Raw genomic sequence first — 12,852 nt, forward strand, 5'->3', positions numbered from 1 at the left:
CTAAACAACCAGTCGCCGGTTCATTTCCGCCAACTGGCTGCTTAAACTTGCAAGGTGTTTTGATCCCTGTCTCACAAACGGGGGTCAGTCCCGAACCAGGACTGCTGACGCTTTAATTGCTATTGGAATACATTGAACTCGCGAACCGACCACCAGTTTGATGCGGTGCCCGTCTGTACAACTTTGATGTAGCGTGCATTTTGACTCGCAAAATTCACCGTAATCACAGGTCCGTTTCCGCTGCCGCTGGAAACCGCATTGCCCCAATTCGTGCCGTCATTGGATACATAGACTTCATACCCACGGGCATAATCCTCATTGCTGCCCGTGGAATCCATCACAATCTTGCTAAAGCTCTTCGCGCTTTTCATATCAACGACAAAGTATTGGCCCGGCGCCATGGCTGCACCCGTGCTCCAGCGTGTCGACATATTGCCATCCAGGAGGTTGGCTGGTATATCTCCACTGGAAGGTGTGGACGCTGCGGTCCAAGTGGTACGGTCAAGCGCAGCGCCTCCCCCCGTATTCTCCGAACCGTACACATTCAACTCGGTAATCGACCACCAGCTGGAGGCCGTACCGGTCTGTACTATCTTAATATACCGTGCATTTTGATTCGCAAAATTCACCGTAATCACAGGTCCGTTTCCGCTGCCGCTGGAAACCGCATTGCCCCAATTCGTGCCGTCATTGGATACATAGACTTCATACCCACGGGCATAATCCTCATTGCTGCCCGTGGAATCCATCACGATTTTGCCAAAGCTTTTTGCGGCCTTCATATCCATGACAATGTATTGTCCAGGTGCCATCGCGGCTCCAGTGCTCCAGCGTGTCGACATATTGCCATCGAGCATATACTCAGGCACATCCCCGCTCGTTGGAGAGGAGATGACGGTCCAGCCGCTTCGGTTCAGCGGCAAGCTGCCACCGCCACTGTCTGGAGCCGTTACGGCTGTTACCGTGCTGCTGTAATCCGATAGATTGCCTGCTGCGTCCTTAGCCCTTACAGCATATTGATATGTCGTTGCGGCAGCTAATCCGTAATCGGCGTAAGAGGTTTGTGCTGCGCTGCCAACCAGGACTCCATTACGGTAAATGTCATACCCGGTTACACCCATATTATCCGTCGCAGCGGTCCAGCTCAGATTGATTTGGCTGCTGCTGACAGCCGCTGCCGCTAAGTTCCCGGGTACCGTTGGCGCTGTTGTATCACCGGAACCGCTGCCAGCGTATTCGACTACCGTTTGCCGCATGGCTTCAGCAGGCGAGTTCGCATACACTTTTCCGCCTGTATTATTAATGACATGCGTGATTTCACTGCCTGGTACTCCGTTAAGCCAGATGGTGGTGGCATGGTGAATTTTGACGCCGGGCACATCCGGCACTTCAATGGCGCTTTGAAGTTTCACAGCGGCGTCTCTGAAATACGAGTACACGCCAAGCCCCCACGCTTCATGGCTGGTGACGTGATCAGCCACCTTATACGAGGCAAACCCGTTAACGCTTCCGTTCTTGCTCATCCAAGAGGGTTGGTTAGGAACATCGTAAGGGATTTCCGACTGATAGAAATATAGTCGACCCCCGTTTCCGTTCCATACCGTCTGATATTCGTTATGGTGTTCGTTAAACAGTCCGTACAACGTCACGTTGTTGCCGTTAACGACAAGACCATTCTTGGACACATTGGTGTTCCAGGCTGCCCCGGCACCGTGGTCTGCGCGCCAGATCCAGAAGTGATCGCCAATCACGTTGTGGCTGTTGATGACAATGCCTTTATCGTATTTCCCGCTAGTGGCTCCTCCGGTTCTTACTGTAATATCATGGAGCGATGTCGGATTAGCAGCATGCAATCCCGAGCTTCCATTCGGGCCAATTTCGAGCATGACGGGAGATTCCTGAGGCCCTGCATCAAGGACCAGACCCGCTATTTTTACACCGTCCACGTCCGCAACCGACATCGCCGCTTTTCCATTGTCCGGGATGAGCGTAGGGAGTCCAATCCCCAGTACAACCGTGTTCGGGTTATTGACCCGAATCGTATCGTTCAGATGATAATTTCCCGGTGTAAACAGCAGATGTTTGCCTTGGCTTAGCGCACTGTTAATGCTGGCTGCTGTTGCTGTTCCAGGCTGCGCAATATAGAATTGATCGATGGATATCGATTGGCCCGGTGTCGAACCATTCGCCCAGCTGACCCCTTTGCTGTTAGTTTGAAGCGAGGGAACAAACACCTGATACTGTCCGGCCTGATTAACGTAGAGGTATGGTTTCTCGCGAATTACCGGCGTTCTGTCAACCACGGTATACGGAGGATCAGGAAATTGCCCGGTCGGTGTATTGTTGCTGCCCACGAACACCATATTCCAGACTCCATTGTTCCAGTTGGCCCACTGACTGTTCCGCGAGAACCATTGCTGCTGGGAGGCGGGTACCACAATGCCGTCAACCATGGAATCTGCCAAGAATCCCCCGCTGGCCCAGCCTGCATTCCAATTGTTATCAAAATCAAACAGATCCAGCTCGCCCTTAATATGGAGACGCCGCAGGGGAGCTGCCTGAGAGACCGCAATTTGCGTTTTGCCGCTGGATGGAGTAATACTCAGATTCTCGATGGCACGCCAGAAGTTACGCGTTGCATTCCCGTTGTCCCAGTCCGCATTGACATTCAATCCCCCGGTAATATTAACGTCCGATGGATTCTGTCCCAAACCGGCTACATGCGTATAAAATCCGACATTAAAATTAACGTTATACGATCCCGGCTTAAACAGGAAAGCGTACCGGTTGCTGCTGAACTCATTCGATTCCATCTGACTGAACACGGTGTTTGTGATATTGTTTATTTCGGCGACAGGAGTTGAAGGATCAAATACATATACATTCGGTCCAAAAATACTTGAATTCGCAGCGGTTACTTCGACATCTGCCGCTTCCGTGGCGGCGGGGTTCACTGAATATAAACCGAGTACGATAGCCAGAATGGATATCGATGAAACGAACCGTTTCATGTTCAAGATTTGCTACCTCCTTGTTTGTCCTTAAAATATTCCTGATTCCCACGGTGTCTTTAACAGCTAGCTGTTATATTCTTAATCACAGGCTCCTCTCCAAGGTAAGCGCTTGCATAACGGGCGTTCGTTTCACCTTCTTTCTCTGAGGTACTTCCACCAGACACTCATTGTTTACGTATTTCTCTACGTCGTCCATGAGAATGTCCCCCCAGTGCATTTGAAACAATTATCGGGCCAAATAACATTTTATGGAATGTATTGAATTTTAGATGTGAGGTATTATTTTTATGATCATGATCCGGAACTGCACAGCAACGTGTCAAAAAGACCAGCCCCTTACATCGGGACTGGTCTTCATAAAGGTTACGTATTGGGACGCAAGGCGAACTTACTTATGTCTCTGCTACGATTTTTAAGAATTGATCAATCATTTCTGTTGTAATCTGTTGGTCTTCATGCGATTGGGCTGTCGAATTCTTATTCACGGATTGAATGGCCACGTTGGGTCTGACTGCGCTTGAAGCCATGCCGGATTGGGCTTGTCCGTCCTGGACATGATCATTGCTGGCAAGCATCATCATCAGGAAAGCACTTCCCAGCCCAATAGACCACATATTCATTTTATTCTTCTTGTTCATCTGCGTTGCTCCTTCCATCACTCTTAGTGACATACTTAGTATAAGGTCCGAACCTTAGCGAGAGATGAAGACAACCTAAAAACAAATTAATTTTAAAGACGGCAATGATGATTTATCCGTCAAACCAACCCACCCAAACAATTAGTTTACATAATATAATTTATGTTTCTTTTGCAAAAATTTATTCCCAAACTTGATTTAGTTTGTCGGAATAGAAGACAATAGCTCTCTGGTAACGATGGATTCCCTCATCGCTGCTCGTTTCGCCAAGCTCCTTCAGCAGAAACTCCATCGCTTTATCGTATTGACCGAGATTATGCAATGTCATGGCATAAAATACGTTAAACTCCCTCGCCTGAGGGTAATCCATCCTTCCCCGTTCAAAAATCTCCTTGGATTTATTGTACAAGCCTAGTGTACGGTAAGTACTTCCAAGACCAAGCAAAGCGCCGCGCCGCTCGGGATCTTTCAACCCGGACGAAATCGCCTTCTCATAATAAGGTACTGCTTCACCTTCGAGCCCCATTAGATCATGTACCCAGGCCAGTTGATACAGAATGTCGGGATCTTCGGGCGATTGCTCCAACAGACCCAGAAGAATTTGCTTGGCTTCCTCCGGCTTGCCTGCTGACCGAAGCTCGATTGCCGTTTGTATCGTCGACATAGGTCACATCCCTCTCGATTCCTTTTTCAAAACATTCTCTTCCTTATCTTACCAGCGCTCCTCCGTACAAGTCAAAACAGAAGACAGCCACCCTCGATTCCCTAGTCCATCCTAAGAAATATTGGCGGCTGCCTACTGAAATGTTGTATTTGTCTAATCATCACGACACAAATCTGTTCGATTACTAACGGCTAATCCCTTCGCTTCTACTTGACCAGACAGAAGTTGCATTCCTATGCGATGCGCTGCATCTAACTTATGCGTTGTTCTCGACTTGCAGTGGTTGTTTCTCTTCTGTTGCCATGTGAGATTTACTTGGCCAGAACGCCCACTTGCCCAATAGCGTTGTTATTGCAGGCACCAGGAATGGTCTGACGATAAACGTATCCAGCATGACTCCGATTGCCGTGATAATCCCAAACTGCACCAATACCTGAATCGGAAGAGTTGCCAATACGGCAAACGTTCCTGCCAGGATTAATCCGGCTGATGTAATCACCGAGCTGGTCTCGCCAACGCCTTCCTTAATCGCTTGCTTCAGCGGCATCTGCTTCCTCTTTTGCCATATGCTTGAGATCATAAATATGTTGTAATCCTCCCCCAGAGCAACCAGGAATACGAAGGAGTACAGCGGTATCGCTCCCTGGATGGCTTCCGCTCCGAGGCCGTAGTGAATAATGATCCAGCCAAGGCCCAGTGCCGAGAAGTACGATAAAATTACGGTGGCTATCAGATACACAGTCGCAACAACGGATCTCAAGTAGACCAGCAGCAGCAATGTGATCAGTCCAATGACAACCGGAATAATCAATTTGGCATCATGTTCTCCCGCAATTTCCGTGTCATACTGCGTAGCCGTTTGACCACTAATCCACACCGCTTCACCGGGGTTTGAAACGCCTGCCTCCCGAAGAGAAGCTTCTGCGACTTCACGCAAATCCGGAATATGCTGCATCGCTTCCATAGAGTATGGATTCATGGCAAGCTCAATGTCATAACCGATAATGTTGTTATTCTCCGCACCGTTCTGCGGTTCCGACACCCGATCCACGTATTCGAGTGACTGCAGCCGTTCCCCCAAATCCAAAGTTTGCCCGCTGCTGTTAACCATCAATCGAACGGGTGCAAGCTCTCCTTCCGAGAATTGTTCCCCCATGATGGCGAAGCCCTCACGCGAAGGAACATCTTCCGGGAAAGACGAGAGCAGATCATAGGTAAACTTGATATGGGATGAGAATGTCGCAAGCCCGCCAAGTAATACCAATGCAACCAAAACAACGGTCCATGGTTTCGTTGTCACCACGCGACCGATCCAGCTCTCCTTCTCTTTATGCGGAGCTTTGACGGGTTTTCCTTTTTTCTGAGCGTGTTCGGCTTGCATCTCCGGGGTTCTCGGGATGAACGGATAAAACGATCCTCTGCCGAAAATGGCCAATAATGCCGGAACCAATGTCAGACTGGCTATGAACATAATTAGAATCGATAAGCTGAAGGGTACGGCAAAACGCTGATAGGCCCCGTACTGGGCCAGAAGAAGTGCAAACAGCGAGAGCACCACCGTGAAGCCGCTCATGGCAATGGCGCCCGATGAACTTGTAATTGCCTGGAACAAGGCTTTGCGTTTATCAGGTTCATGCCATAACAGCTGACGGAAGCGTGAGATCAGGAACAGGCAGTAATCCGTCCCCGCCCCAAAGAGCAGCACCGTCATAATCGCAATGGATTGGGAATCCACTGTTATCACTCCTTGATCGGCCATAAAGCCGAGGATCGGGCTTGTTACCATATAAGCAAAACCAACTGCGACCAGCGGGATCAAGGCGAGTATTGGTGAACGGTAAATGAGCAGCAGTAATATAAGAACCAGCAGCACGGTAGCGATCATCAGTGACACGTCTGCGTCTGCAAACAATCCCGTTGCATCGATGGAGATTCCAACAGGCCCTGTTATTCGTGCACTGATTCCGTCCCCGCTCTGAATAGGTGCCTGAAACGGATTGCTGCCAAGCAGCTGTTCCGTCCGGAGCTCGAGCTCTCCCGTCCCTTCCTTGAGCTGATCCGTTTCCTGATCCTCATCAAACAACACCGGCATTACCAGTGTGCTCTGATCCTCTGACAGCTGCGCGGTCAACGCTTGCGGCGGAAGTTTATGAAAGGGAACAACGAACCTCTGATAAGGCAGCGGGTCTGACTCAAGACTCGCTGTCAGTTCTTGGAGCTGGGCCAGATCGCCTTCATTCAAGCCATTCTCCTTGTGCCATACGATTAACGCCGGAATTCCCCCATTGCTGGGAAATTCTTGATCTGCAATCGCCTCTGCCATTACGGAAGGGACAGTCTCCTTCAGATTGGCTGCATGGTTTTCCTCTTTATCTCCTACAGCAGGCCATAACAAATTCAAAGCCAATGCGATGAGCACCCATACCAAGAGCGTGACCCATTTGCTTCTCTTTCCAGCAACCCATTTCCCATAGCTCGGTCCTGTTCCGTGCATATGTAGATCCTCTCCAATCGGTGTTATTCCTCATACATATCATGATTCTCTCTTAATAAATCTGGGAACATAACAGCGCAAAATTAATTATATATACCGGAAGGTTAATTATCAATATTTATTTTGAAAAAGCACTCCGCATGTCTTACACTATAGACAGGAGGTCATCATGACAAAAATACGCAACCCCCGAAATCCCGGACGTCCCAAAGCTGCTGCCGATCAGGCGCCAGTCCAGGATACTATTCTTTGGACTGCCTCCAAGCTATTTATGGAGAACGGGTACGAGTCCGTATCCTTGCAACAAATCGCGAAGGCTTGCCAAGTGACCAAGGCTTCCATCTATTATCATTTCACAAGTAAACCTGAGCTGTTTAAAATAGCGGTAACCACGATCCTTAATAAAGCATATGCTTCAACACGCAGGTTCCTGGATGAAGCGGATACCCTGGAATCCGGATTAATCCGGGTGGCTGAAGCGAAGATTGCAAAGCCCCACGCTGAGATGGAGACCATGATGCGGGAAGCAGAACCCTTCTTATCCAAGGAGCAAATGGCTGCGATCCGTGAAGCAGAACAGCGTATTCATGAGGTTCTCTCTGAGCGCTTCAATCAAGCGATGCTCGCCGGCGAACTTCGGAAAGGCAACACAATGCTGATGGCGCAGGCTTTCTCAGCTATGCTGATGCTCGGTAATCGCGAAGATACCCGCAGTGGTTATGCTGGCCCCCGTGAGATGGCTATTGAGATTGTGGATCTGTTCATGCATGGAGCCGTGGAACTTTCCCATTGATTCTTCACTTTTCAGGCCATATACAAAAAAGAAGGAGATCATCATGATGATCCCCTTCTTTTTTGTATAACGATTTATATTTCATTCCAGAAAGCAACGTCTTCGAGCGGTAGTCTTACCGTCTGCCGTCCCGGAGCGGCTGCTTTTCCGATTGCAATCAACATCACACTGCGGTAGTGGGAAGGAATATGGAACTCTTCCACAAATTTGACTTTGTTATATCCGCCCATCGGCACGGTGTCATACCCTCTGGAGCGTGCACTCAGCATTAGCTGCATGGAGATCAGTCCCGCATCCACGTCGATAATGCTTTCTTTCACGTCATTATCCATACCGGCGTAGATATTCTCCGCTGCATAGATAAAGCGCTGCTTCACCTCTTCGGTCATATAACCTGCTTCTTCAGACATTGAATAGATTTTCTCGCCCTTCTCATACCATTTCAAGTCTCCCAAAACAGCAATGACTGCGGACGCTTGAAGTACATGCTCCTGATTGTTGGCAATCGGGTGCAGCTTCTTCAACAGCTCAGCATCATCAATCACCAGAAAGCGCCAAGGCTGCAGGTTGCTTGAAGAAGGTGCCAATGTAGCATCCTTCAGAATCGCTTCCATCTCTTCTCTCGGAATTTTCACCGACGGATCGTATTGACGAACAGAATGACGTTCCTGAATTACAGTTTGGAAATCAGGTTTGGTTACAGTAGACATGGTTTATTCCCTCCACATTTTATATTGTGCATTTTTCTGCACAGTTTATATCGCGAGTTAACTGTGTTGTTTAATGCACAGTATATAGCAGACATAAATTCGTTGTCAACACATTTTATATCGTCTGTTCTACCATGTCGGCAATGGTACGGGATTCCAATATTTTCAGCGTGCTTTCCTCAATCTCGGATAAAATTCCGGCAAAGGACTCCCTGATTTCCGCTGCAAAGCAATGCCCGGTCGTGGCATCCAGCATGCCGTCGCTTATGGAGTTATGAACCTGGAGTATCGAATATACTTCAGCCAGTGTGATATCGCTGGCATTCTTCTTCAGGCGGTAACCGCCGTCCCTGCCTTCACGCGACTCAATCATATCAGCATGGGCGAGTGTTTTCAGAATACGACGAATCAAGGTGGATTCCAAGTGCAAATACGAAGCAATATCACCGCTTGAGCATTTGCCGGAGTGACGTTCGAGAGCTACCAATGCTTGTACTGCGAGACTGAATGTTTTGAAGGTGGACGGGCAGGCCGTTGCAGGTTTCTTGGAGGCCGCTTCTTTATGGATGCTCATGTTCCTCCCCCTCGTTAAGAATTAACTGTTCCTGATGGCAAGTGGGCAGCAAAAGATGCTGACCCCATGCTTCTCATTATTGTAACGTAAACCTGTCACTCCATCAAGCAGAACGAGGGCTCTCCCTTAATGACCCTCGTTCTCAACCAGTTCTTGAGACTCGAATAAGTTCGCCTCGCGATAATTTACATCCATCCTCAGATGGTTTGCCAGCGCACGATCCACCTCTCCCTGTTCAAACATTCGCTGAATCTCGTTACGCTCCGCTTGAATTGCTTTAAGCTCAAGCTCTCTGCGCTCGCTGCTCAGCTCGGGTTCCATTCGGCTCCATATTCGATCGTTCTCGATGTGATGCTCCATCGCGCGATAATCTGCGATAACGGCATGGGCAATTTCCAGGTTCTCTATAGGCTGCATGGCTTCGATCTCATGTATCGCTGCGCGGATCGCCTCCAGCTTCAGATCTTTATACATCTCCCAATCCGGATGACCGGGAGACATGGGGGTCTCTTTATGCTCCGGTTTTTGCAGCAGACCTCTCAGATGCCGCCATGATGCTTTCAACAGAAGTTTAAACTTATAACGGCTGCTAAGCAGCATTTCTACCCTGTTGAGCGAAGATTGGAATAGCTCCGCTATGTCAAGGGATACTCTTTTTTCCTTAAGCCAAACCTCCGCAACGTTACGTTCTGCTTCCAGCGCCTTCTGCCGAATCGTAATCGCAGCTTCCCAAAACTCCCGCATGTCGGCCTTATCCGAAATTTGAGATTGCTGAAGACGCTTGGTATATACGTAGATGAGCTGAAGGGCCTGCTCTTTGTTCTCATCCGTCATTTCTTCCCGCACAGCCCGAAGACCCGCTTGCAGCATATGCATCCGCGCTTCACGCTCATGATCTTTTGTTGAAACCGTCTCGGTATTCTTCTCACGGGTAAGCAGCGGCAGCAGAACACTGGCGATAATCAAAGTTAACAGAATGACACCGGCACAGATAAACAGCATTAAACTCCGCTCTGGAAAAGGGCTGTGATCCGCAAGTGTCAAGGGAATGGAGAAAGCCGCCGCCAATGTCAAGGCACCTCGAACTCCCGACAGGGCTGTCAACAGAGAAGTTTTAAACTGCCGGTTCGTTGAAGCCCACACCCAACCGAAACGCAGCAGGATCAGCACCGCCGTTATCAGTACAATGTAGCCGACCACTTGTCCGTTGTTATAGGCCGGGTCACTCCATATCTGATTAATAACTCCCGGAATTTCATGCCCCAGCAGGATAAACACCAACCCGTTTAGCGTATAGAGAATGACGGACCAGGTGCTGTCCGATACGACGCGGAGCTTAATGGATGCCGATCGCATGCGATCCCTCTCCACCGCATGGGTGACACCCGCTGCAACAACAGCCAGGATTCCGGATACATGGAATTCCTCTGCGATCAGGTAAATGATGAAGGGTGTCAGTATGATAATCAGCATATGCAGCGTAACGTCCTCCATACCAAGACGACGCAGCAGCATTCTGAACCATATCACAAGAAATCCTAACAGAGCGCCAACCACGATTCCTCCAACCGCAATGACAAAGAAGCTGCCGATCGCATTGGTTAAGGAGAAGTACCCCGTTACCGTAGCTGCGATGGCAAAATTGAACGCAACAAGTCCGGATGCATCATTCATAAGCGCTTCGCCTTCAAGCAAATGCATGATTTTCCCAGGCAGCTTGACTCTTCCCGATAAGGAGCCCACCGCAACCGCGTCGGTAGGAGAAAGTATCGCGGCCAGCGCAAAGGCTGCCGATAACGGTATGGCAGGAATAAGCCAGTGAATGAAAGGCCCCGCAATCAGGACGGTAGCAAACACAAGCCCAAGAGCAAGCAGCAGGATATAGGATCGCAGCTTCCATAACTCGTCACGCGGTGTAAGCTTACCATCGTTGAACAAGAGCGGTGCGATAAACAGCACCATGAACAATTCCGGATTTAACGGAACATGATGAAATCCGCGGATATAGGCGGCAACGATACCCAGTGCAATCTGGATCAGCGGAACGGGGATGAATGGCAGAAAACGATGAATGATGTTGGAAATGCCGACCAGGACCAGAAATGTTAGCACCATCAGAAATATTTCCATAGTCCGCCTGCTCCTCTCTATTTGGAATCTCTATGTATCTTCATCATGTACAGCCATGAACTCATCAATAGGTTGCGTAGAAGAATAGCGGTTTATTTATCCGATGATAAGTTTAGTTACATCCGTCGCATTAGATAAAAAATAAACAGGGCTCCCTAAAGGAGTTATCCTTTAGAAAGCCCGTGGGGAACAATAATTTATTAATAGGCTGTCCAGCCTGCGTCGGCGGTCACGACAGTACCATTTACAAAGCTGGCTTCATCCGATGCGAGGAACAATACAACTTTTGCAATCTCTTCCGGTTCGCCTGCCCGGGGATTCAAGTTCATGCCGGCCATTGCTCTTTCCATGCCGAACGGATTCGGATCGTTGATGGTTGTGTTGATATTCGTGCTAACCCCGCCTGGAGCAACCGCGTTACAGCGAATGCCCTTCGTGGCGTACTGGAATCCAACATTCTTGGTCAAGCCGACAACAGCATGTTTAGCGGCTGTATAGGCTGCACCGGCTCTGGAACCCATAAGTCCGCCAGCCGATGCGATGTTCACGATAACTCCGCTATTCTTCTCCAGGAAAATCGGCAACGATTTTCGGATGGTTCTCATCGGTCCGGTTGTATTGATGGCAAATACGCGGTCCCACAATTCATCGGTCACATCCGCGGCCGGAACAAAGTTGTCCATAATTCCCGCATTGTTGATCAAGATATCCAGTGTTCCATATTCATTCACGGTAGCGTCAACCAATTGCTGTACCTCTTCCTCCTTGGCAACATTTGCTGCCTGAGCAAGAGCTGTGCCTCCCTTGGCTACAATGCCGTCAACAACAACTTGTGCCGTTTCCAGACGGAGGTCAGACACAACAACCTTTGCCCCTTCGGCAGCAAACAGTTCAGCTATTGCTTTTCCCATACCGGAAGCAGCACCTGTAACAATTGCAACTTTACCAGATAATCTCATGTTTCATACCTCCATTAGTGGTTGTGAAATCGATGGAAATGACGAACATCATTCAACAACTGTTCAATGTACGACATATGTCAATTCTAGTATAACTATAGTATGATATAACTCACAATCATTAAAAAAAGCGAAACTGTGCGATAATGAACAAAAAGAATGGAATTGTTTATTTTTTATATATTTAAATTCGTTTTATATTTAACCGAAAGGAGTCGAATCTATGCAAACCTCGAAAAACATGACGGATCGGCGGATCATCCGCAGTAAAGAAGCATTGAAACAAGCGCTGCTATCCCTGCTGTCCCAGAAAAGCTTCTCCAGCATTTCCATCACGGAGATTGTTGAGCTGGCCAATTATAATCGTGGAACCTTCTACACCCACTATGACAACAAAGAAGCTCTGCTGGATGATATTCTCACCCCGCTAATGGAAGAACTGGTCGCTTCCTACAGGGCTCCTTATGGTGAAGTCGATGTGTTTCATATCGATGAGCTGCCCGCCAATGCAGTGAAAATATTCGATCATATCCATCTAAATGCAGATGTGTATACCGCCCTGTTCAAAAGCGATGTTTTACCGCTTGTGCGGGATAAAATGTTCTCGGCATTAAAGCATATCGCCATGGAGGATCTGGACTATCCCAGCGGTGAGCTCAACCATGAGCTTCTGGTCATCTACAACATGCATGCCTTGATTGGCCTTGTGTCTCACTGGATTGAGAGCGGCTTCCAATATCCGGTCACTCACATGAGAGATCAGCTGATTCTTATGATCAACTGGCGTCCGAGAAGCGTAAAAACCCAAATCAAACGCACAGACAAACCGTGAAATATTGGAGCAGGGCTGCCACTGAAAAAAACCATCTACCGTTC

At 48.6% G+C, this 12,852-nt stretch carries 10 protein-coding genes; 2 read left to right on the forward strand and 8 right to left on the reverse strand.

The genetic code is table 11. The features are described from left to right. Positions 1-119 precede the first annotated feature (119 nt). The 4 genes from M2277_RS28050 to M2277_RS28065 all read right to left on the reverse strand — a co-directional run bounded on the left by M2277_RS28050 (position 120) and on the right by M2277_RS28065 (position 6,810). The gene (locus tag M2277_RS28050; protein WP_280756211.1) at positions 120-3,011 is read right to left on the reverse strand and encodes a discoidin domain-containing protein; all 2,892 of its coding nucleotides are present in this window, start codon (positions 3,009-3,011) and stop codon (positions 120-122) included. A 395-nt stretch (positions 3,012-3,406) separates the two neighbouring features. Next, the gene (locus M2277_RS28055) at positions 3,407-3,652 is read right to left on the reverse strand and encodes a hypothetical protein (RefSeq protein WP_006210815.1); all 246 of its coding nucleotides are present in this window, start codon (positions 3,650-3,652) and stop codon (positions 3,407-3,409) included. 181 nt (positions 3,653-3,833) lie between these two features. Continuing rightward, positions 3,834-4,316, reverse strand: a complete 483-nt coding sequence (locus tag M2277_RS28060; RefSeq protein WP_280756183.1) for a tetratricopeptide repeat protein — start codon at positions 4,314-4,316, stop codon at positions 3,834-3,836. Between the two features lie 256 nt (positions 4,317-4,572). Further along, positions 4,573-6,810: an MMPL family transporter gene (locus M2277_RS28065; protein WP_280756184.1), complete on the reverse strand. Its 2,238-nt coding sequence runs from the start codon at positions 6,808-6,810 to the stop codon at positions 4,573-4,575. Between the two features lie 169 nt (positions 6,811-6,979). Between M2277_RS28065 and M2277_RS28070 the strand changes: the two genes are divergently transcribed. Continuing rightward, positions 6,980-7,603 carry a TetR/AcrR family transcriptional regulator gene (locus tag M2277_RS28070; RefSeq protein ID WP_148247387.1) on the forward strand — a complete coding sequence of 208 codons (624 nt, stop codon included), beginning with the start codon at positions 6,980-6,982 and terminating at the stop codon, positions 7,601-7,603. A gap of 74 nt (positions 7,604-7,677) precedes the next feature. Here the strand turns inward: M2277_RS28070 and M2277_RS28075 are convergent, their stop codons facing one another. The 4 genes from M2277_RS28075 to M2277_RS28090 all read right to left on the reverse strand — a co-directional run bounded on the left by M2277_RS28075 (position 7,678) and on the right by M2277_RS28090 (position 11,976). Next, entirely contained in the window at positions 7,678-8,313 is a 636-nt protein-coding gene (locus M2277_RS28075) for a nitroreductase family protein (RefSeq protein ID WP_036639381.1), read from the reverse strand. A 115-nt stretch (positions 8,314-8,428) separates the two neighbouring features. Then, positions 8,429-8,887 (reverse strand): RrF2 family transcriptional regulator, encoded by a 459-nt coding sequence (locus M2277_RS28080; RefSeq protein WP_036639384.1) that lies wholly within the window; start codon positions 8,885-8,887, stop codon positions 8,429-8,431. A gap of 126 nt (positions 8,888-9,013) precedes the next feature. Continuing rightward, positions 9,014-11,017, reverse strand: coding sequence for a Na+/H+ antiporter (locus M2277_RS28085; protein ID WP_063479470.1), 2,004 nt, complete (start codon positions 11,015-11,017; stop codon positions 9,014-9,016). Between the two features lie 200 nt (positions 11,018-11,217). Beyond that, positions 11,218-11,976: an SDR family oxidoreductase gene (locus tag M2277_RS28090; protein WP_036639390.1), complete on the reverse strand. Its 759-nt coding sequence runs from the start codon at positions 11,974-11,976 to the stop codon at positions 11,218-11,220. Positions 11,977-12,199: 223 nt separating this feature from the next. On the opposite strand from M2277_RS28090, the gene M2277_RS28095 reads away from it, so the two are divergent. After that, the gene (locus M2277_RS28095; protein ID WP_036639393.1) at positions 12,200-12,808 is read left to right on the forward strand and encodes a TetR/AcrR family transcriptional regulator; all 609 of its coding nucleotides are present in this window, start codon (positions 12,200-12,202) and stop codon (positions 12,806-12,808) included. Positions 12,809-12,852 lie beyond the last annotated feature (44 nt).

It is taken from the genome of Paenibacillus sp. LBL, from assembly GCF_029893715.1.
GTDB classification, from domain to species: Bacteria; Bacillota; Bacilli; order Paenibacillales; family Paenibacillaceae; genus Paenibacillus_AQ; species Paenibacillus_AQ glucanolyticus.